Source organism: Pseudoalteromonas sp. PAST1 (assembly GCF_021532515.1).
GTDB lineage: Bacteria > Pseudomonadota > Gammaproteobacteria > Enterobacterales > Alteromonadaceae > Pseudoalteromonas > Pseudoalteromonas simplex.
The window spans coordinates 1-21995 of the sequence record NZ_JAKGBH010000013.1 but is presented as its reverse complement, the minus strand read 5'-3'; the positions used below and the strand labels follow the sequence as shown (position 1 = coordinate 21995).

The 21995-nt window shown below is 37.7% G+C and carries 15 protein-coding genes and 1 pseudogene; 7 read left to right on the top strand and 9 right to left on the bottom strand.

What is annotated here, in order from left to right:
* Positions 1 to 93: 93 nt before the first annotated feature.
* The 3 genes from L1272_RS08265 to L1272_RS08255 all read right to left on the bottom strand — a co-directional run bounded on the left by L1272_RS08265 (position 94) and on the right by L1272_RS08255 (position 5868).
* Positions 94 to 3237: a DEAD/DEAH box helicase gene (locus L1272_RS08265; RefSeq protein WP_235373185.1), complete on the bottom strand. Its 3144-nt coding sequence runs from the start codon at positions 3235 to 3237 to the stop codon at positions 94 to 96.
* A 415-nt stretch (positions 3238 to 3652) separates the two neighbouring features.
* Positions 3653 to 4615, bottom strand: a complete 963-nt coding sequence (locus L1272_RS08260) for a transcriptional regulator (RefSeq protein ID WP_194441136.1) — start codon at positions 4613 to 4615, stop codon at positions 3653 to 3655.
* Between the two features lie 14 nt (positions 4616 to 4629).
* Positions 4630 to 5868: an AAA family ATPase gene (locus tag L1272_RS08255; RefSeq protein WP_199528876.1), complete on the bottom strand. Its 1239-nt coding sequence runs from the start codon at positions 5866 to 5868 to the stop codon at positions 4630 to 4632.
* Between the two features lie 769 nt (positions 5869 to 6637).
* On the opposite strand from L1272_RS08255, the gene L1272_RS08250 reads away from it, so the two are divergent.
* A complete protein-coding gene (locus L1272_RS08250; RefSeq protein ID WP_054553336.1) occupies positions 6638 to 7852 on the top strand; it encodes a hypothetical protein in 1215 nt (404 codons plus the stop codon).
* Positions 7853 to 7918: 66 nt separating this feature from the next.
* Here L1272_RS08250 and L1272_RS08245 read toward each other — a convergent pair whose 3' ends face one another.
* A complete protein-coding gene (locus L1272_RS08245; RefSeq protein WP_054553335.1) occupies positions 7919 to 8794 on the bottom strand; it encodes a DNA replication terminus site-binding protein in 876 nt (291 codons plus the stop codon).
* A gap of 436 nt (positions 8795 to 9230) precedes the next feature.
* On the opposite strand from L1272_RS08245, the gene L1272_RS08240 reads away from it, so the two are divergent.
* Positions 9231 to 10580 (top strand): class II 3-deoxy-7-phosphoheptulonate synthase, encoded by a 1350-nt coding sequence (locus tag L1272_RS08240; protein WP_054563102.1) that lies wholly within the window; start codon positions 9231 to 9233, stop codon positions 10578 to 10580.
* Positions 10581 to 10643: 63 nt separating this feature from the next.
* Here the strand turns inward: L1272_RS08240 and ppsR are convergent, their stop codons facing one another.
* Positions 10644 to 11453 carry a posphoenolpyruvate synthetase regulatory kinase/phosphorylase PpsR gene (gene ppsR, locus L1272_RS08235; protein WP_054553333.1) on the bottom strand — a complete coding sequence of 270 codons (810 nt, stop codon included), beginning with the start codon at positions 11451 to 11453 and terminating at the stop codon, positions 10644 to 10646.
* Positions 11454 to 11605: 152 nt separating this feature from the next.
* Between ppsR and ppsA the strand changes: the two genes are divergently transcribed.
* Positions 11606 to 13981 carry a phosphoenolpyruvate synthase gene (ppsA, locus tag L1272_RS08230; RefSeq protein WP_138617233.1) on the top strand — a complete coding sequence of 792 codons (2376 nt, stop codon included), beginning with the start codon at positions 11606 to 11608 and terminating at the stop codon, positions 13979 to 13981.
* A gap of 80 nt (positions 13982 to 14061) precedes the next feature.
* On the opposite strand, the gene L1272_RS08225 is transcribed toward ppsA, so the two are convergent.
* Complete coding sequence (locus L1272_RS08225) at positions 14062 to 14271, bottom strand: PGPGW domain-containing protein (RefSeq protein WP_235373184.1); 210 nt, start codon at positions 14269 to 14271, stop codon at positions 14062 to 14064.
* 147 nt (positions 14272 to 14418) lie between these two features.
* Here L1272_RS08225 and ydiJ point away from each other — a divergent pair, with 147 nt between their 5' ends.
* Complete coding sequence (gene ydiJ, locus L1272_RS08220) at positions 14419 to 17463, top strand: D-2-hydroxyglutarate dehydrogenase YdiJ (RefSeq protein ID WP_235373183.1); 3045 nt, start codon at positions 14419 to 14421, stop codon at positions 17461 to 17463.
* A gap of 36 nt (positions 17464 to 17499) precedes the next feature.
* On the opposite strand, the gene L1272_RS08215 is transcribed toward ydiJ, so the two are convergent.
* Entirely contained in the window at positions 17500 to 18687 is a 1188-nt protein-coding gene (locus tag L1272_RS08215; RefSeq protein WP_235373182.1) for a cation:proton antiporter, read from the bottom strand.
* Positions 18687 to 19898: a tyrosine-type recombinase/integrase gene (locus L1272_RS08210; RefSeq protein ID WP_194441132.1), complete on the bottom strand. Its 1212-nt coding sequence runs from the start codon at positions 19896 to 19898 to the stop codon at positions 18687 to 18689. Before L1272_RS08210 ends, L1272_RS08215 begins: the two co-directional genes overlap by 1 nt.
* 134 nt (positions 19899 to 20032) lie before the next feature.
* Here L1272_RS08210 and L1272_RS08205 point away from each other — a divergent pair, with 134 nt between their 5' ends.
* Entirely contained in the window at positions 20033 to 20596 is a 564-nt protein-coding gene (locus L1272_RS08205; RefSeq protein WP_054553327.1) for a YSC84-related protein, read from the top strand.
* A gap of 103 nt (positions 20597 to 20699) precedes the next feature.
* Here the strand turns inward: L1272_RS08205 and L1272_RS08200 are convergent, their stop codons facing one another.
* Positions 20700 to 21038 (bottom strand): DUF3693 domain-containing protein, encoded by a 339-nt coding sequence (locus tag L1272_RS08200; RefSeq protein WP_054554905.1) that lies wholly within the window; start codon positions 21036 to 21038, stop codon positions 20700 to 20702.
* 132 nt (positions 21039 to 21170) lie between these two features.
* Between L1272_RS08200 and L1272_RS08195 the strand changes: the two genes are divergently transcribed.
* A complete protein-coding gene (locus L1272_RS08195) occupies positions 21171 to 21386 on the top strand; it encodes a hypothetical protein (protein WP_235373181.1) in 216 nt (71 codons plus the stop codon).
* Positions 21370 to 21995, top strand: a pseudogene (locus L1272_RS08190) (hypothetical protein); the annotation flags it as partial. The gene L1272_RS08195 and the pseudogene L1272_RS08190, both read left to right, overlap by 17 nt.

The following is a 21995-nucleotide window of genomic DNA, read 5'->3' as shown; positions in this document are numbered from 1 at the left end:
ATCAACATAATGCTTATGTAAACTGCAATTTAACAACAAGCATAATAATAGACGCCCCAAAATTTGATTAGTTCAAAAAAACTTTAAAAAAATTTAATTTTTTATCAGTGCAAGCATTTGCTCTTCATCAAACTGAGTAAAACTCATTGATTTCTCGGTAAATAATGCATCAACAAGGGCTTGTTTATGCTGCTGCATTTTAAATACTTTTTGTTCGATTGAGTTAGCCATAATCAATTTATAAACAAACACAGGGTTAGTTTGGCCAATACGATAGGCACGATCTGTCGCCTGTTTTTCAACGGCAGGGTTCCACCAAGGATCAAAATGAATCACTGTATCGGCTTGAGTTAGGTTTAATCCGGTGCCGCCGGCTTTAAGGCTGATTAAGAATACGGATGTATCACCTTGAGTAAACTCTTCAATTACACGGTCGCGATGTCGCGTTTGCCCTGTAAGCATACTAAAGCGGATGCCAAGTTCATTTAATCGCTCAGCTATCACATCAAGTGCCATGGTGAATTGACTAAATATAATCACCTTACGTCCTTCGCTAAGCATAATAGGCAAATGCTTTGATAACCACTCAAGCTTAGCACTGCCAGCCTGTGAACTAGGATCGATCAATTTTGGATGACAACAGATTTGTCTTAGCTTTAATAATGCATCTAAAAAGGCTAGCTTACTTTTTTGTACACCTTGCTGTGCAAATAGGTCGACTAATTTCTGTTCTAAAGATTCAGTGATACCTGAGTAAATTTCTTTTTGTTTGCTTTCAAATTCAAACTCTTTAACTAGCTCAGTCTTCTCTGGGAGCTCTTGCGTTACCTGTGCTTTAGTACGACGCAAGATAAATGGCATGATCAACGACTTAAGTTCATCAGCTCGGGCAACGTCGTTATCACGCTCAATAGGCGTTTGAAAATAGCTCTTAAAATGTGCTTGCGAACCAAGTAAAGAAGGCATTGCAAAGTCGAGCAAAGATTTAAGCTCAAATAAGTTATTTTCAATAGGCGTGCCACTTAAGCAAAGCTTAAAGTCAGCATTAAGACGCTTAACCAAGCGTGAAACCTGTGCGGCATCGTTTTTGATATATTGCGCTTCATCAAGAATGATGTTTTCAAAATACAGCGGCGAATAAAAGGCAATGTCCCGCTTTAATAGTGGGTAAGTTGTTAAGATACAATCTGCTTGCGACAACTGTTGTAATTGGTCGCTGCGCGCAGCACCAAAGACAGTCGTAATTTTTAAGTTGCTCGCAAATTTATTAATTTCACTTTGCCAGTTACCAACCAAACTGGTCGGGCAAACAATTAACGTGGGGCCAGCTTGTGGTGATTGCTTGGCATTAGCTAAAAAGGCGATAACTTGTAAGGTTTTACCTAGCCCCATGTCATCTGCCAAAATACCACCAAGTTGGTGACGTTTTAGAAAGTTGAGCCAATCAACACCGTGTTGTTGATACTCTCGTAATTGCACACCTTGGTTTAAGCCTTGAATATCGGACTTTTTAATAAGCTGTTGCGAGCTATTCAGTTCAGATAAATAAGCATCGAGTGCATCGTCAACAATATTAACCTTAATTGCTTTTTGCTCGATAAGCTTAGGCAAAAACGACAAAGGCATTAAGATTTCGTCACGGGTTTTAATATGCTCAAAACGTTCACGATAATCATTAAGCTGCATCATCGCAGCCTTTTCAACCACAGCAAAGCGTTTTCCTACAGTAAAGTAATAAAAGCGTTCACTTTGTCTGTTAAGAGATTGATAAGTGTTGTTATCAGTGACAAACAACTGTTGAGTTTTAACACCAGAGATCACGATTTTACTAACTATCTGATGACCTTTACCTCGCTCAACTTGCAGTGAAAGTTGTTTTAGAACTTTGCCTACGTCTAACTCATCATTAATTTTCCAACCGCGTTTTAATAAGTTTGGAATTATTTCAAACTTTAACCAGTGCTCATGAATAACTGATTGTTTATTAAAGATAAAATCAGTTTGTAAAGCCCCTTTACATAATTCAAAGCCAAGGTTAGTTAATTCATTTACAACGGTGTTTTCTAATGACTGGTTTAATATATCAGCTGGCGCCTGGCTTAAATCATACAAAGAGTTTTGATAATTAAACTGCAATCCTAAGCGGATTGTGCCCTCGTCATTATTAATACTGATGACAGGGAATACAGTTCGAGCTAGGCTTTTTTTGCTTTCCTTAAATGCATGAGGGATCACACCTTCACCAAAATTATCATTGAGCTGTTGATAAACGCGATCAAAGTTCTCTGTGTGAATAGCAGGCATATTGGCTAGTAACGCTATTTCATCGGCTGTTAACGGAGTACGAATTCGGCCCACTTTTAGTTTTTCAGGGTCAAGGTAAGTAGGGGGGGTTGTTTTTAACAATAACCAATTATCTTGACCAGCAAGCGTCATGCTCAATGATGTTAAGTCTTTGTTTTGTTTCCAATCAAACTCTAACGCTTGCATACTGTCAGCTTTAATTGCTTGGCGCGAACGGCCTAAAAACAAACGCTGGGTGGCAATTAATTGCTGTAGTGCTGCAAAGCCCCATTGACCTTTAAGCTCCAGTTTTCCAAGGGCATTTTGAGAACGGATCCAGCTATATAAACGAAAATCCGATTCTAATAAATCAGTGGGGGTTACAAAACTATTTAATTGCTGCTCGGTAAGGTTACGACCAAGCGTATAGTTATGCTCAGGATCGTAATTAGCAATTTTAGGAGTAAGGGTTACAACAGACTTCTCTACATCAAGGACGAATAATAAAACCTGTTTGGCATTGTCACTAGCAACTTGCTTAAGCGTTTTTAGCTCACTAAACCAATCATTAATGATGTAATCTTCGCCATAGTCACCTGAATGTTCAATTTTCAGCTTTAGGAGCACAGCCGCAATATGACGGCATTTAGTTTTAGAGCCACAAGTACAATGCGAATCGACCGAAAAACCACTTGGTAATTTACTGATCTCAATATGCTGAGTAAAGGTATTTCCTTCGTTACCAAACATAGATGCATCAATAACGCTAAAATCACTGTTATGTTCCAACCAATTGATTTGGCCGTTCTGATGATACTCTTTTGCTTTACTTAACACATGTGGCTTAAACAGCTGTTTGATGAAGCGCTCAGACAGAGGAAACTGAGTTTCTTGCTCTTGCTTGATTTCTTCAAAGATAGCTAATAAGTCATTTTTGGATAAGTTAGCAGACATAACGCTTTTGGCAGTAAAAACAAAAAATAATTCTGCCAGTATATGATCTATCGGCCCAGAGCTAAAGCACTATTGAGCAATATTGGACTGGTTGGAGCTGATTAGTTAGTAAAAAAGTGCTTTATAATAAAATCAAAGTTGAAAAGTGACATACTGAGCATTTAACAAACAACAATCGCACAAGATATAAACAGGTTAATAACAAGGAAGGGGCTTTACAGATCGATTTTTTACTAAGCAAACAAATTTACAGGGTAACAGAACTGTAAAGGGGCGATTAGTTGGTAAAAAACTGATCTGAGAGTGTAAGAATGACCAAATTAGCCAACCAAAGATCACTATTTTACTAACGAAAGAGGAGGGGAGATCACGCTTTTACTAACTGTAAAAGCGTGAGAGATCATTATTTTACTAACTAATTAAAGCTATTTAACAATTTAGTTAGCTGCTCTAAGCGTTTGTCTGTCATCACTTTATTATCGATTTTGACAGATAAATCACCGCTTTTAATATTACGCTGTACGCTAACAAACTCACTGTCGATAAGTGCTTCACGACGGCTAGGCGCTGCTGGTTCAGCAGTTAATAGCTTAGTAATTGCCAGAGCGCGTTTATCATCGCTGCTGATTTGCGCTAATTCGCTATCACTACTAACGTCATTTACAAGCTTGGTAAACAACTGCTCATCTCGTTCTTTGGCACTAATAAGCTTTTTAGCTACTTCACGGCCAACATGATTTGCTGTTGGGTAAAGACTTAAAACCTCAGAAGGTAGATTCTCAAACGCTTTGATAGCATCAGCAATAGCTGTGTGTGATACCCCCTCAATTGCCGCAATCTCACGATAAGAGCCTTTTTTACCTTCAGCAATAAGCTCATCACGGGTTTGTTGATACGCTTGACCAAGCTCCCATAGGCTCGGGGCAATGTATTGATCAGATGATACAGCAAGTATTTTAGCATCTTGATCTGTAAAGTCTTCCGAGCTTAAAACTAAGTAATCAGAATTGCTTAAAATACATGCTTTACGACGACGAGAGCCTGCTAATACAAGCATTTCGTCACCTTTATCCCAACATAGCGCAGGGTGCTGATTACGACCGTCTTCGGCAATTGCAGGTAGGATATCGGCAACTGACTTTTCATTTAATAATGATTGCACACGGCGGTTTTTACCATAAACTTTTGTTTTAGCTTCAATTTCTGAACTTGGGATAACCTTACACACCAAAGTAATTTGACGAGTAGGATCACTTGGAGCAGGCATACTGATAACATCACCAGCAGAAGCCTGTTCTAGCAAAGCATCTAAACTACTGCTTTCGATAGACGTTGAAAAAGGGTCTAAGCTGGTATCATTTTTACGTTTTTTAGCCATTTTTATTAATTACCTTACTTAGCTGAATTTAGCGTTGATTGAGTTGACTGCCAATTAGATCGGATCAACATTTCTAGTTCATCAACCACATCTTTGATATTTTCTTGCGCACGAAGCAGTGACTCACGACTAGCTAAGCTGTCTGACGTTTTTTGATCAAAAATAGTATTAAAAGAAGATGAGCTGGCGGTAATTGCTGAACTATGATTGATTGGGTAACTCATTACTTGACGACCAAATGCACTACGAACATCTTTAACGATATCGCGCTGTGAATGGTTACCCTTAACATAATTAGTCACTAAGAATTGCATGAAATCCCAACCTTGGTGGCCAAGCGCAGCAACTGTATGGTAAATCTCGCCTAATCGTTTTAAGTATTTATTGTTTGCATCAAAGTCTACAGCTTCAGGATGAACTGGAATAAGCATCGAGGTAGAAGCCATTAATGCATTATAAAACATAAAGTTAAGAGAAGGCGCTGTATCAATTAGAATAATATCGAATTGATCTTTTACCGGTTCAATTACTTTTTCGAGCAATTTATGATAGTGGCGTGTTTTATCGTAACTAGAACTATCTTTTAATAAAGTTGCTGTTTCATGCTCGAAATAAAAGTCATCCATACCTGAAGGCAATATACGGATATTAGGTATATGAGTAGCTAAGAAAGAGTTAGTTACTAACTCATCCCAGGTTTCGTTTTCATCGAGTTCAATACAGTCACGCATTAAGTCACCCACAGTGATTGGATCTGGTTCACTAGGCGGGAAAAAGCTTGATGAAGAACCTTGTGGATCAAGGTCAATAATACCAATTCTGTATCGTTTAATGTTGGTAGTAGCAAGTGCAGCGGCTATGTTCACCATGCTGGTCGTTTTACCACAACCACCTTTTAATGAGTTAATAACGATAACTTGTAATTTATCATCAACGGTACGGTGATCTGGCTTTATATCCATGATATCAGCCATAGCAAATATATTTACTAAGGTATATGCGTAGTGACCATTAGCACCACGTTTGATATTTAGTTCATCAAAGTCACCATTATCATGACGTCGTTTCAAGGTGCGATTATTACAGCCTAATAAGTCAGCGGCTGCTTTTTGCGTGTAAGTACGAAGTTCTTTTTCTTCAGACTTTAAATGGGCACGATAATGTTGAATACGTCCTTCTAGCGATTTTTCAGCAACTTCTGCTGTCGCTTTTAGTAACCTGTAAGTGGCTAGCGCATTATTATTGATAGACATACTTTCTTCCTCAAAGTTATGCTTTAAGTATAATGTCCATTCAAATTGCTGTAAACAAGTATTTAAGACGACATACCTTTTATTTATAAGACATTTAATAAAAATTTGTAACTTTACTGATGCTAAGTATAAATAAGTAAGTTTAATATCGGTTAAGTATATAGGTATATAAGGTTAAGATGCTAAAATAGTGAAATATATCACTGATTTTATTGAATATTTACTAAAAAGCCAGATCGTGTTTTTACTTGGTAAAGATCAGATCTATAATGACTCGCAGATCAGCATATTACTAAGCAAAAAATGAGCTTTCGACTTATGCACAGCTTAGTCACTGCTTTACACACAAAAATGCTTGTGTAGATCAAACTTTTACTAACTAAATTATAAAGTTATACACTGAGAGGATAACTAAAATGCGCAATAAGTTGGTATGGATCTGATCTATAGTTGGTACAGATCAGATCTATGCTAACTAAAGAGCTGTTTATCCACATGCTGTTTTAAAAAAGCAATTTTTGTCGTGTTAATTTGCTTTAAAAAGGTGATTAACAGGACATAAATTGAACTGAGTTAGTAAAATTGCGACCTATCAACTATAACTTAGTAAAAATCTGATCTGAAAATCAGCAATTACGAAACAGTTAGTATAAAACTGATCCGAAGAAATAAATTATGATCGGATCAAGTTTATACTAACTTAAACATTTAACTTTTGAAGTTTTATGTGTTGTTATTAACTGTCGAAGAAAAATTGGAAATAAGAACAATGAGCCGAAAGGTCAACATCTCGGTAGATAACTTACCCGATACATTACGCGGGCAGATCCACGGGGTGGAAAGTGCAATAGATAATGAAAGTCTTGCACTATTTACAGACAACAAAGATGTGCGTGTTTCAATTGAAAATGCTGCACATGGTTTGAGAGCTTACTCAAATACATTTAATCATTATGATTTATGGGGACGTTTTGTCCGTTCTGGTCATAAGAAGCTTCCGGTTGAAGAAGCACCAAAGAAAACCATCGTCACAAGAAGAATCTCTGAAAAAGTAGACGGCATTCTTTATGATGGCGAAATCAAAATTACACCTGCGGTAGTTAGCACAAGAAAAGATGGTGAAGATGTTGAATATCTTGTTTGGCCATCTGATCGAGAAGAAAAAGTCGAACGTGCCTTAATTCGTTTAGCCTCTAAAGGTAAAATTGTAAAAATCAATTTTAAGTCTGGCATTCAATACGCAGTTGTTTTTTCAATGAATGAATTAGCGCAAGAACTGAAAGCGGTTGGCCAGTCAATGCCTTATCCGCAAATCAAAGAATCATTAGAAGCATTACAAGGTTCTAAACTTTCTTTCAAATATTCAGCAACAGATACGCGTAACTCTGATATTGATGACTCATTTTACGAATCGAACATGAACTTTTTATCGTCACTTCATTTTAGTGGAAAAAAAGGTCAAGGTGGTAACGTAAAATGTGTGGCTTGTTTGAATGCCTTCGTTCATAACATGATCGATAACCTTGAATACAAAGGTTACTACTTTAATAGTGCTCAAGAATTAAAACGTGGTTTATCTCGTTGGATGATGCTTCGTTTATATCATTTATGGCGTTATGCGGCACCGGGTAAGACCTACCATTTCCGACTATTATCGATTATGGAAAAATATGGCTCTATTTATTCAACAGACGAAATTACCGAGAATAAATTAAAAGCTTTGCGTCGTGATATGACTACGACAATGAAAGACTTAATTGAGAAAGGTGCAATCTCTGAATATAACATTACCAATGTCAAAGATGACAAAACGGGTAATATTATTGATTACACATATGAAATGCATCCATCTGATCAATTTTGTGATGAGATTCTTACGCTTAATAAGCATAATAAACGAATCGAAATTCAAGGTGGGAAACGCATTGTTGAGAATGCGGTATTAATCGATGAAGATAAAATTGAAGAAATAGTCGAAGACTAATTTCTTTTATACTTACTTACTATTTACTATGTACAAAAGGCCACATATGTGGCCTTTTTAACATAATCAATCTGTCACTTGTTCTAAGTAAAGTCTATCAACTAAGAAATCATATTCTCTTTTTCGAGGGTGGCTTTCAGGTTTTTGATAATCAGTTAATGTACCAAGTTTTACATCTGGTTCTGGGTTTATCAAAATAAAAGGTAAAGCAGCACTAACATGATATCGATTTTTAGCTGTATATCTTACATTAACTTGTGGGCTAACTCTTGTTGGTCTACGAATTCGCAATTTTTCTTTATCACCTAAACTTGCAACACGACTTTGCTCTTGTGCAACTAGCGCTTGCCAAGCGTGTTGGTCGATCATTCTTGGGTTAGAATAACTAGCCGATTTATCCAACATTGCTAAGGCCATTTTTTTTGTTAGCGTTTTAGTTGCGTGTTTGTGCATCCAAGTAAAACGAACAGAGTAGGGCGATTCAGTTTCAAAATGGATCTTACGATATGCTGCAAGGGTAATGAGATTTGGAACAGCATTGTGAACAGCTTCAAACCTCGCATCATTATTATCGATAGCTATAACACTATTTTTAAAATCAGCTTTGGCTTTATTTAATTGATTTATCCTTGCAATGAAATGTTGCTTATCGACATCTTTTAAAACTAATAAGCCTGGATGCCTTTTTAATACTCGACTACTTAATCCTGACTTTTTATAAAAATCACCAAAGGAATTTAGAATTAATTTATGAGCATCATCGCCTTCAATTTTATGTACACTAATTGAAGAAGGAACTTTCTTTTCGTCGTTTACATCGATATCTGGCAGTTGATAATATGAAGCCTTATCAAAACCCACTTCTTTTAATTCTTCACAAAACAAATGAGTCAATTCACTGACTAAATCAAACTGACTACGTATCTCTAACTTTGTACTCATAGGAACACATCTTACTTAACGTTTATTCAATTTTAACCTTATCCTCTGAAAATTAATAGATAAATTTATTTTCAATGCTGACCTTACCTTTTATTTACTTTAGGTATGATGTGTTCTTTTTTGTGCTACTTAGTACAGGTTTTCAACTTGATCAATGTTAGATATAAATTGTTCAATATAAGTGTGTAAAGCAGAGGTTACACTAGGCCTTAATCTAGGTAAGATGTGTTCTTGGCCTTTAGGTTAATTGTTAAAACAAAAAAAGCTCTATAACTCACTGTTTCAAAATGGAAAGATGCTAAGTAACTGCTAGTTAATATCGAATCTGTTTATCAAATAACGAAATAATCGTAAATAGCTGAATATTGTCCTTGAACTTAGTACGTGCAATAAGTTAGTTTTCGTAAATGGTCTATGTTAGGAATGAGGAAACAACATGCAATCGTGGAACCCAGACAGCTGGAGAAAACTGCCGATACTTCAGCAGCCAGAGTACCCAGATCAAGAAGCCCTTAAATCAGTTGAAGGGCAATTAAAAAGCGCACCACCTCTGGTATTTGCCGAAGAGACGCGTAGCTTATACAAACAACTAGAAGCTGTATGTGAAGGCAGAGCCTTCTTATTACAGGGTGGTGATTGCGCAGAGTCATTCAGTGACTTTAATGCAGCAAATATCCGCGATACATTTAAAACACTTTTACAAATGGCCGTTGTTTTAACTTATGGTGGTAAATGCCCTGTAGTTAAAATTGCGCGTATGGCAGGTCAGTACGCTAAGCCTCGCTCATCAGATTACGAAACGATCGATGGTGTATCTCTGCCTTCGTACCGTGGTGATATCATCAATAACTTCGAGTTCACTGAGCAAGCACGTGTACCCGACCCACAGCGTTTGATGACAGCATATCATCACAGTGCAGCAACGCTAAATTTATTACGCGCATTCGCGCAAGGTGGTTTAGCCGATTTACATCAAGTAAACCGCTGGAACATGGGTTTTGTTGCAGCAAATCCGCTTAAAGAGAAATACCAACAGCTAGCTGACAGAATTCAAGATGCGCTTGAATTTATGGAAGTGTGCGGTATCGACTCAACTGTTGCACCAAGCTTAAAAGAAACAGACTTATTTACATCACACGAAGCATTATTATTAGGCTACGAAGAAGCACTAACACGCCGCGACCACTTATCAGGTGACTGGTACGATTGTTCTGCACACTTTGTTTGGATTGGTGAACGTACACGTCAACTTGATCATGCACACATCGAATTCTTTAAAGGTATTAAAAATCCAATTGGTGTGAAAGTTGGGCCAGGTATGGACCCAGATGAGCTAATCAAACTTATCGATGCAGTTAACCCAGATAACATTCCAGGTCGCTTAACGTTAATTACGCGAATGGGTGCTGATGTACTGCCAGAGAAACTACCGGCACTAGTACGTAAAGTACAACAAGAAGGCCGTAAAGTTATTTGGAGCTCAGATCCAATGCATGGTAATACTGAGAAAGCGAGCTCAGGTTATAAAACACGTAGCTTTAATAATATTCTTCGTGAAATTAGCCAGTTCTTCGCAGTACACAAAGCTGAAGGTTCATACCCAGGTGGTGTTCACCTTGAAATGACTGGCCAGCACGTGACTGAATGTACTGGTGGTGCATATGGCTTATCTGATGAAGATTTAGCACAGCGCTACCGCACTCAGTGCGACCCACGCCTAAATGCAGATCAAGTTTTAGAACTAGGTTTCTTAGTTGCTGATTTATTAAAAGACGCACGTAAGTAACACTAAGTTATCCAAAAAAGGCTGCATATTGCAGCCTTCTTTAATGTCCGATACTAAAATAAGTTAGTACTTACGTCTTTCAAGACCAGTATCAGATATAATCTTTGCAGAAATTTCTTCTACTGAATGATGAGTCGAATTTAAAAATTGAATCTTCTGTTTTTTATAAAGCATTTCTACTTCACGCACTTCGATACGACACTGTTTTAAAGACGCATATTTTGAATTAGCCATACGACGCTGGCGAATATCGGCAAGGCGAACAGGGTCAATCGTTAAACCAAAAAGTTTATGTTTGTAAGCTTTTAAACACTCAGGCAGGGTGCCTCTTTCTAAATCATCTTCTGTCAGCGGGTAATTCGCCGCTTTGATACCATATTGTAATGCCAGGTATAAACTAGTTGGTGTTTTACCGCTTCTGCTAACACCTACTAAAATAATGTCGGCTTCAGCATAGTTTTTAATGTTAGCGCCATCATCATTGGTCAACGCATAGTTAACCGCATCAATACGAAAATCATAACTTTTCTCGTGCATCGAATGCGTTCTATGAACCTTTGGTACTGGCGCAACTTTTAACTCTTGAGAAATTTTATCACTGTATTGTGATAAAAAGTCATAACACACCGCGCAAGACGATTTAATAATTTCACTTAGCTCGTGGTTTACAAAAGTGAAAAACACGAGTGGCTGTTCTCCATCACGTTGCGCTGTTGAATTAATTAAGTTCTTAACTTCAATTGCTTTTTTTTCTGTTTCAACAAAAGGAATTGTTTTGTGATTAAACTCAACAGGAAACATAGATAAGGTCGCATGACCAAAGACTTCAGAGGTGATTGCTGTTCCATCAGAAATATAAAATGCAGTTCTCATATTTAACCTTTTTATTACCTTTATCTGCAAAATAGGGGCTTCACGGTTTACGTGAGGTCTGTTGCCAGTGTAGAATGACTACGACCTTTTTAGAAGGTTTTCTTTCTTAACTCTCACAGTTAGTACTACAATTTGTTTATGGAGAAAGATCCGTGCAAGAATACGTTCTCTGGTATCAAGAGCTTGGTATGCAAGATGTTCCTCGTGTTGGCGGTAAAAACGCTTCACTTGGTGAAATGATCTCAAACCTAGCTAACGCTGGTGTTCAAGTGCCAGGTGGTTTCGCTACAACCGCTGATGCATTCAATGAGTTTCTAGAGCAATCTGGATTAAACTCAAAAATCCACGATATTTTAGACACATTGGATGTGGATGATGTAAATACACTCGCTAAAGTCGGTGCCGAAATCCGCCAATGGATTATCGATACACCATTCCAACCTAACCTAGACCAAGCCATCCGCGACGCATATAGCCAACTACACGGCGACGCATCACAAGATGTTTCATTTGCAGTTCGCTCATCTGCTACAGCAGAAGACATGCCAGACGCTTCATTCGCAGGACAACAAGAAACGTTTTTAAACGTACGTGGTATTGATGCAGTAATGACTGCAATCAAACACGTGTTTGCCTCACTATTTAATGACCGCGCTATTTCTTACCGTGTTCACCAAGGTTATGATCACCGTGGTGTTGCACTTTCAGCTGGTATCCAACGCATGGTTCGTTCAGATAAAGCAGCTTCAGGTGTTATGTTCAGTATTGATACTGAATCTGGCTTTGAAGATGTTGTATTTGTAACTTCAAGCTATGGTCTTGGTGAAATGGTTGTACAGGGTGCTGTAAACCCAGATGAATTTTATGTTCATAAACCAACTCTTGCTAACGGTAAACCAGCGGTAGTTCGCCGTAACATTGGTTCAAAAGCAATCCAAATGATTTACTCAGCGGATGAATCACATGGTAAGCAAGTTGAAATTGTTGACGTAGATTCGTCACTTTCAAACAAATTCTCAATCACAGATGCTGAAGTTCAAGAACTTGCAAAGCAAGCTGTTATTATTGAAAAGCACTACGGTCGTCCAATGGACATCGAGTGGGCAAAAGACGGCAACGACGGTAAACTTTACATCGTTCAAGCACGTCCAGAAACAGTTCGTTCAAACGAAGACGCTAACGTTATGGAGCGTTTCCAATTAAATGGTACAAGCACAGTTGTTGCTGAAGGCCGTGCAATTGGTCACAAGATTGGTTCAGGTACTGTACGCGTACTAGATTCAATTGATGAAATGGACAAAGTACAACAAGGCGACATTCTAGTTACTGACATGACTGACCCAGACTGGGAGCCAATCATGAAACGTGCCGCTGCGATTGTTACAAACCGTGGTGGACGTACTTGTCACGCGGCAATCATTGCTCGTGAATTAGGTATTCCTGCAGTTGTTGGTTGTGGTAATGCAACTGATTTAATTAAAGCAGGCCAAGATGTAACTGTATCGTGTGCCGAAGGTGACACAGGTTATATCTACGAAGGTATTTTAGATTACGAAGTACTTACTTCACGTGTTGATGAAATGCCAGAATTACCAATGAAAGTTATGATGAACGTAGGTAACCCTGATCGTGCATTCGACTTTGCTCGCTTACCTCATGCCGGTGTTGGCCTTGCGCGTGTTGAATTCGTAATCAACCGAATGATTGGTGTTCACCCTAAAGCACTTCTTAATTTTGATGCGCAATCTGACGAGCTAAAAGCTGAAATCTCAGAAATGATGGCAGGTTATGAATCACCTGTAGAATTCTATATTTCTAAGCTTGTTGAAGGTATTGCAACACTAGGTTGTGCGTTTGCACCTGAGCGTGTCATTGTTCGTATGTCTGACTTTAAGTCAAACGAATATGCAAACCTTGTTGGCGGCCAGCAATATGAGCCGGAAGAAGAAAACCCAATGATTGGTTTCCGTGGTGCAGCACGTTATATCTCTGAAGATTTCCGTGACTGTTTCGCGTTAGAGTGTGAAGCGATTAAACGTGTTCGCAACGAAATGGGTATGACTAATATTGAAATCATGATCCCATTTGTTCGTACGCTTGAAGAAGGTAAGCGCGTTATTGAATTACTTGAAGAACATGGTCTTAAACGTGGCGAAAATGGTCTGAAAGTAATCATGATGTGTGAATTACCATCAAACGCGTTACTTGCAGATGAGTTCTTAGAGTATTTCGATGGTTTCTCTATCGGTTCAAACGACTTAACTCAGTTAACATTAGGTCTTGACCGTGACTCAGGTTTAATTGCGCATCTATTTGATGAGCGTAACCCTGCAATCAAGAAACTATTATCAATGGCTATTCAAACTGCTAAAGCAAAAGGCAAATACGTAGGTATTTGTGGTCAAGGTCCTTCAGATCATGAAGACTTTGCAGCTTGGTTAGTTGAGCAGGGCATTGATTCTGTTTCTCTAAACCCAGATACAGTATTAGAAACTTGGTTATATCTTGCTAAGAAATTAGCCGACTAAGTACTTTATTTAACTAAAATAAAGATTCTGATATAAAAAATGCCAGCACTTAGCTGGCATTTTTGTAGCTCAATTAGGAATCAGCGAGCAAGTTTTTTATCGATATAATCACATGACTTAGTCAGAGCCTTTTGGCACAAGGTTAAATAATCACGCGCTTTAGGATAGTAAAAAGATAAACAGAAAAGTCCTGCAATAAAGAAGATCAGCGACGGTCCGGGAATAATAACAAAAACTAAACCCAATAACATGCACAAGGCACCTAAACTGATTAATGCAATTTTTTTCATCTGACTATCTCATTTGCTGCTTTAATACACAGTATAAAAGTATTGCCCCCGAAATCGATAAAAAGAGTGTTACAAACTGTAAAATCTTCAATTTATCTTAGCTATTAGCATGATATAATTTGCAAAATGCCTTAATTTATCACCGTCATGATAGCAACAATAAGCCAACAACAAGCCACCACAGAACTCGTTTCTAATTACTTAGATACAATACAAAAACAAGGTTTTAGTGGTGATACCGATGCAAGCTTTTCTACACGTTTAAGTTTATCAACCGATAACAGCGTTTACCAACAGGTACCTCAAGGTGTCATCTTTCCAAAGTCAGCAAAAGACATACAACTTGCTATGCAAATTGCTTCTCGTGATCCGTTTTTATCACTGACTTTTGGTCCACGCGGAGGTGGTACAGGTACTAATGGTCAATCGCTAACCCCAGGTATAGTTGTTGATTTATCTCGCTACATGCGTGAAATTTTAGAAATCAATGTCGAAGAAAACTGGGTGCGCGTGCAAACGGGTGTAATAAAAGACCAATTAAACGACTTTTTGCGTCCTTACGGTTTTTTCTTTGCGCCCGATTTATCAACAAGTAACCGTGCAACAATCGGTGGAATGATAAATACAGATGCATCAGGTCAAGGCTCTTTGGTTTATGGCAAAACAAGTGATCACGTTTTAGGCCTAACAACTTTTCTTGTTGATGGCACTGAAATGTCAACAACCCCTATGCCTATTGAAAAAGCAAAAGTAATTGCTGAACAAAACACGACAGTAGGTAAGTTATATAAAACAGTTCTTGATATTGGCCTTGAGAATCGAGACGCTATTTTAGAAAAATTCCCACGTTTAAACCGTTTTCTGACCGGCTACGATTTAGAACATATTTTTTCTGATGATTTACAAACCTTTGATATGAGCCGATTAATTACTGGCTCCGAAGGTTCATTAGGTATAGTTACTGAAGCAAAACTAAATATTACGCCCATTGCTGAATTTAAAACATTAATCAATATTAAATACGATAGCTTTGATTCTGCACTTCGTCATTCACCTTTTCTAGTTGCAGCAAATGCAACTTCTGTAGAAACAGTCGATAGCAAAGTACTTAACCTTGCTCGAGAAGATATCATTTGGCATTCAGTATCGGACTTAATAACCGATGTTGAAAACAAAGATATGCAAGGGCTCAACATGGTTGAGTTTAATGCGGTTTCACCAGAAGACATTAAAGATAAAGTAGACACTCTTTGTAAGCTACTCGATGAATGTGTTGAAAAACAAACTAATGGCGTGATCGGTTATCAGTTAACGAATGACAAAGCTGATATATTAAAAATTTATGCAATGCGTAAAAAGTCAGTAGGCCTTTTAGGAAATGTAAAAGGCAGTCAAAAACCGTTAGCTTTTGCTGAAGATACTGCAGTACCACCAGAAAACTTAGCCGATTTTATAGTCGAGTTTCGTGAACTTCTCGATAACCACAACCTTCAATATGGTATGTTTGGCCATGTTGATGCTGGTGTTTTACACGTACGACCTGCACTCGATATGTGTGACCCTGAACAAGAAAAATTGCTTCGCCATATTTCAGATGAAGTCGTTAAACTGACTGCCAAATATGGCGGCTTGATGTGGGGAGAGCATGGCAAAGGGTATCGAAGTGAATATGGCCCTGAATTTTTCGGCGAGCATTTATTTACACAACTTAGAAAAATCAAAGCGGCATTTGATCCAAATAACAGAGTAAACCCAGGTAAAATCTGTACGCCAATTGAAAGTAAAGACTCACTCGTTTCTGTTGACGATCAAAAGCGTGCCTGGTTCGACAAAGAAATTTCTATCGATGTTAAAACAGAATTTAATAACGCGATGACCTGTAATGGTAATGGTCTATGTTTTAACTACGATGAAAAATCACCAATGTGTCCATCTTATAAAGTAACAGGTGACCGCCGTTATTCACCTAAAGGTCGCGCAAGTTTAATGCGCGAGTGGTTGCGCCTTCAAGAGTCTGAAAATATTGATTTACTCAATGTCGAAAAAGAATTAGTTAATGGTGAAGTGATCACTTGGTGGGAGCGCTATCAACATAGTCGCGATAAGAAAAAAGGCGTTTATGATTTCTCTCATGAAGTAAAAGAATCAATGGATGAATGTTTAGCTTGTAAAGCATGTACTACTGCATGCCCAATAAAAGTTGATGTACCAACATTTCGCTCACGCTTTTTAAATTTTTACCACAGTTATTATGCTCGACCAGCAAAAGATTATTTAGTAGCAGGCATCGAACAAACTGCGCCGGTTATGGCAAAATTTGCTAAAGTGGTAAATCCAATAGTAAATACAAAACTTGTTTCAGGATTAATTAAAAATACCATTGGTTATGTTGATACGCCAAGTTTAAGCGTACCGCAACTTTCTAAACGTATTTCAAAAGATCAGCAATTTAATTTTGAATTACTTAATTCGCTTTCAAAAGAACAACAAGCAGAATATGTACTGATAGTACAAGATCCATTCACGAGTTTTTACGAAGCCGAATTAGTCGAAAGCTTTATTAAAGTCATTAAAGCGTTAGGCAAAAAACCTATGTTATTACCATTTAAACCTAATGGTAAAGCACAGCATGTAAAAGGGTTTTTAAATGAATTTAAAACAACAGCAAAAAATGCAGCTGAGTTTTTAAATTCACTCAGTGAAATCAATGCTCCTTTAGTTGGGCTCGATGCATCTTTGGTTATGTGTTACCGAGATGAATATGTGTCAATTTTAAAAGAGAACCGTGGAGATTTTAAAGTTGAGCTTGCGCATGAATGGCTTAAAACGCAAAACTTTAAACAAGTTACTCTTGCCACTACAACGAGTTCGCCATTTAAATTGTTGAGTCATTGTACTGAAACAACAGCAATGCCGAATGCATCTAAAGTTTGGCAAACCATTTTTGCTGATCTAAATTTACAGCTTGAAACTACCAGTACGGGTTGTTGTGGTATGGCAGGAACGTACGGCCATGAAAAACAAAACCAAGAAAATTCACGGGCTCTTTATGAAATGAGTTGGCAACCAATTATTTCAAGTAATGAGCCTGAAACTATTTTAGCAACTGGCTTTTCTTGTCGTAGCCAAGTGAAGCGCTATGAAAAATTTAAACCAAAGCATCCACTGCAATTAATTGCAGAGCTACTTTAAGTTGTAAAAATAAAAAAGGCGCTCAATGCGCCTTTTTTATTGGTAACTTTTTGCGATGGGCTTGGTACTCATGCCATGAATGAACACACTAAATAAAATGGTTGTTAATGTTACTGTGGCAATTTGTTCTTTGTTTTCAATTGCTGTATCCATCACCATTAAAGTGAAAACGATAGACGCCAAACCTCGAGGACCAAACCACGCAAAAGTAAATTTGTCTTTGAAATTTAGATTAGTAAACATAAGTGAAAGGAGTACCGGCACAATTCTAAAAATCGTCACACTTAATAATGCATAAAAAACAATTGGCCAAGTGATATCATTCACAATTAAGTGACCACATACAAAACCGAATAAACACCAAATTAGTAGCGCAACAAATTCAGCGATATGCTCAGAGTCTTTAACTAGTGTTGAACGAATTTTTTTAGGTGCTAAGTAATCAAATAAAAGCCCCGAAACAAAAACAGCAATAAAGCCACTGCCATGAAAATTTTGTGTTAAAGAGAAAATAGCCATGACTAAGCCAATCAATAAAAATGGACTGCTATTATTTGCAAAGTAATGACGTGCTAATGCTATTTTTAAAAGTGGAATAAACACGGCCATCGACACGCCTGCAACAATAAGTGCTACACCTAACTCTCTTGCAAAAACAAGTAAAGTATCAATTGTCGTTACAGCACTTTCTGGGTTTTTAGCTAATAAAAGTAAAATTAAAAAGATGGGTACGCAAAGGCCATCGTTCAAACCACTTTCCGTATTTATTCCTTCGCGAACTTTCTCTGGAACCGATGTGCATTCTAAAATTCCTTTGCTAAGCGCGGCATCAGTCGGCGTTAAGATTACCGCAATCAAAGCAGATTGAAAAAGTGATAACTCCGAAAAGAAAAACAACCCGCCAGCTACACCTAACAGTAATGTCATCGGCAAAGCAACAAAAAGTAACAGGCTAGGGTACTGATAACTATGTTTTAATACGGGAAGTTTTGATTTGGCGGCATCGGTAAATAAAAAAATACTTAAGGTTAATTCAACCAAAGGTAAAATGTCACTGAGTCCGGCTTCGCCTAACTTAAACTCACTCGGCAAAAAGTAAGACATTGCAATTCCGACCAACACAAAAAACATTGGCCCGGTAATTTCTGTTCGCTCTAATTGCCGAATCGTCAGTGAATAAAATAATAAAGCTAAGCCAACTGATGCCAGTATTGTATATTCCATTACACTTTCCTTTTTATTCCGGACTTTGCACGTTCTTTTATATTTGTTTGAATATAGATTTGATCTGTCGTAGCAATTTTTGCATGACCTAAATCTTCAGATAAATGTTTAAGAGGTCTTGTTTGGGCATCGTGTGTTGCACCGGTATGTCTTAACCAGTGAGCAGTGGCCGCTTCAAGTTGTTCCGCATCATCTTTAAAGCCGTCATCTAAAAGAGATTGTTTTGCTAAATCAAAACTTTGCTGAACCAAACGACGAATTTGACGAACAGTCATTCCACCTTTACCACGAATTTTATGAACTAACGGCTCAGCTTCATCAACGCGGGGCAGGGCAGGTAAACCACGGTAAAGCCTATAACGTTTTAGATATGATATAAAATCTTCACTTAAGGTAACATCACGTAATTTATTGCCTTTACCCATAATTCTTAGAAACCAAAAACCATCATTATCTTGCCAAAAATGTGACATAACGGGTGACCACTGAGGGCGCTCGGATAACTCAGATATTCGTAAGTACAATCCTTTTAAGCAAGCAAGTGTGAATAAATTTCTTTCTAAATCAGGTTGTTGTTCACATAAATCACGAGTAACACCAAAAACATATTCCCATTGAATATCACTAAGTGTATCGGGAATTTTAATTTGCGATTGCACAACTAAGTAAGGGCTATTCTTTTTAACAACCGGTACAAAGTTAGCAAAGGTTTTTTCTTCTAAAATTGCGAACTTATAAAAAACATTTAAAGCTGTAAACATAGCTGCGAGTGTTTGTTGGCTAGCAATATTTTCTTTATTGATGAAAGGGCGCCAATTTGTATTTAGTCGTCTTATGCCTTGTTCATCTTTATAACGCCATTGCACGGAACTTGATAACCAGGCTGAATCTGGTTCAACCATAAAATCAACATAGGCTTCAATATCTTCACGTTTTAGATCAAATACCGATTTTTCAGCAACCAACCATGACCATAAACAAAAACGCTCAAGCTCATTTCGAAAACGATTAAATGTGGCTTCTGATTTTCGGCCATACACATATAAAAACTGATAAACAAAAGCTAAGTCATTTTTTGATTCAGCAACAGTCAATCCAACTTGATGTATAAAGTGTTCAAGTTCTGGATATTCTGTTGCAAGAGTATCATCTTCAAGATGGGCAATTTGGTAACGCAGTTGTTTTAGTGTATCGACGAGAGCAACGAGCATAATGATGTAATATCTTGTAAAATAGCTAGTTATAAGATTACCATAAAGTCCGATACTGTCTAGTATTGGACTTAATATATCTATAGTATTTGCAACATTAACTAGATTGCCATACTAATATTCAAGGAATATGTATGAAAAAGTTTATCGCTATTAGTTTAGTTTTAATCACTACAATTTTAACCGGTTGTGCTACAACAGGAAGTGCATCTCCCGATGAAAAACGTGCTTTAGTACAAAGCATGAAAAACAATACATTAAGTGAGCTTTACGCTCAAAAACCTGATGTTAAACAACAAATTGCTAATTCTGCTGGTTACGCGGTTTTTGATAATGCCAATGTAAATGTTGTTTTAGCCAGCTTTGGCGGTGGTTACGGTGTTGTTAAAAACAACCTAACCGGTAAATCAACTTACATGAATATGGGTGAAGCAGGTTTAGGCTTAGGTTTAGGTGTTAAAGACTTTAATGTTGTGATGGTTTTTCATAATCAAGCAGCAGTAAATCGCTTTATTGAACATGGTTGGGCATTCGGTGGAAATGCAGATGCAGCAGCAAAATACGAAGATAAAGGTGGCGCTTTAGTTGCCGAAGCTATTGCAGACCAAGTAACTGTTTACTCTTTAACCGAAAATGGCCTTGCACTACAAGCTGTACTTAAAGGCACAAAGTTTTGGGTAGATTCTGAGTTAAATTAAGCTATTTAAAACCCTTCTAAAAGTGGGCTAGTTAGCAACCTAACTCCCACTTTTAATTATTTTTATGTAATTTAACATAACGTAATTTATGGGCTATCCGTTATTACGCAAAAGCGTCCTCAGTTGGAGCGTTTGCTAGTCCTGCAACAAGTGTTAGCGCTACACATGCCGCACTAATCTTTTTTACAATATCCGACCAGATCTTACCTTCTTCCTTCGATTTTGATTTTTCGATAGCAAGTTTTAGTAAAGCTTCTTTTTGATCCATACCAACAGCATTAGCCATTGCGATGCACTGGTTCGCAGTTAAATGACGATTACCTTTTTTAATTTGAGACATATTACCTGAGTTAAATTCAGTGAAATCTGAAATAACTTGTTTGTCCTGAGTGTAACCTTTAACTTCTTTATATTTTTCAATTAGTTCGTAACTAAAATTCATAGCGTTCTCCTCACTTACTTAATTATAACTGTCATTCTTGATAAATAAAAAGTTGACACCTGTCAAACCTGAATGTTAGATTCGCGAAAACATTCAAGATTGACAGTTTGACATATTAACAAGGATTACAGTTTGAAATTCTATCTCCAATACATAGCTGGCATTGAGGAATACGCGTTAGGTTTCAATAAAATTGAACACCCGCTTATGTATTCGTCACGCGCTGAAGCTATGGCTTTTTGCATAGACTATGCAAGTGGAGAACCTTTCGAAATCATCGACGTTGATGATTCAAACTGGCAAGAACTGTTCGACTCTGGAGCATTTGACTATGAACCAGACTTCTAAACAGTTAACCAAAATCGACTACTTAACCGTTGTTTTTTGTCCTGACGAAATTGCCCGTCTTCGCTTTGACGCCAAAATTGCGTTTGGTAAAGGTGACTTTGGCTCCTACAAAGAAGCTTATAACGCAATGCTTTGTGCTGAATTATTCGACCAACAAGCCACTGATGATTTAGACGTAGAAGTTAACGAATCGGTTGTTTATGACTCTGATTATTACTATGACCAGCTGTTCGAAAACAACCCTCGTTACCGTAATTACGGCTCTGTTGATGCTATTCCAAGTGAAGAACGGGCGCACTTTTTCAAGAATGTAGTTAGAAAAACCAAACGTTATAAAACACTTAACTCATTGATTGAAGGTGATATTACTAAATTTATGCACCTTCTTAATACTGAGGTTGCTACGGCTGCCGACCGCTTAACATCGGATGATTTAAGCTGGTCTTATCGCCATAACTCAGGTGGCATGTTCACCTATGAAAAGTCAGCAACCCTTTACCGTCATGATGTAAATTCAGGCGTAGTTGCTTGGGGTGCGAACAATGGCGGCGTGATGATTTCATTCTCTGGCGCAGGTTGTGCGGGTCTCGATATTCCAAAACTTCACGC

Coding starts and splice junctions, on each gene's coding strand:
- L1272_RS08265 (WP_235373185.1), bottom strand. CDS start 3,237: ATGTCTGCTAACTTATCCAAAAATGACTTATTAGCTATCTTTGAAGAA.
- L1272_RS08260 (WP_194441136.1), bottom strand. CDS start 4,615: ATGGCTAAAAAACGTAAAAATGATACCAGCTTAGACCCTTTTTCAACG.
- L1272_RS08255 (WP_199528876.1), bottom strand. CDS start 5,868: ATGTCTATCAATAATAATGCGCTAGCCACTTACAGGTTACTAAAAGCG.
- L1272_RS08250 (WP_054553336.1), top strand. CDS start 6,638: ATGAGCCGAAAGGTCAACATCTCGGTAGATAACTTACCCGATACATTA.
- L1272_RS08245 (WP_054553335.1), bottom strand. CDS start 8,794: ATGAGTACAAAGTTAGAGATACGTAGTCAGTTTGATTTAGTCAGTGAA.
- L1272_RS08240 (WP_054563102.1), top strand. CDS start 9,231: ATGCAATCGTGGAACCCAGACAGCTGGAGAAAACTGCCGATACTTCAG.
- ppsR (WP_054553333.1), bottom strand. CDS start 11,453: ATGAGAACTGCATTTTATATTTCTGATGGAACAGCAATCACCTCTGAA.
- L1272_RS08225 (WP_235373184.1), bottom strand. CDS start 14,271: ATGAAAAAAATTGCATTAATCAGTTTAGGTGCCTTGTGCATGTTATTG.
- ydiJ (WP_235373183.1), top strand. CDS start 14,419: ATGATAGCAACAATAAGCCAACAACAAGCCACCACAGAACTCGTTTCT.
- L1272_RS08215 (WP_235373182.1), bottom strand. CDS start 18,687: ATGGAATATACAATACTGGCATCAGTTGGCTTAGCTTTATTATTTTAT.
- L1272_RS08210 (WP_194441132.1), bottom strand. CDS start 19,898: ATGCTCGTTGCTCTCGTCGATACACTAAAACAACTGCGTTACCAAATT.
- L1272_RS08205 (WP_054553327.1), top strand. CDS start 20,033: ATGAAAAAGTTTATCGCTATTAGTTTAGTTTTAATCACTACAATTTTA.
- L1272_RS08200 (WP_054554905.1), bottom strand. CDS start 21,038: ATGAATTTTAGTTACGAACTAATTGAAAAATATAAAGAAGTTAAAGGT.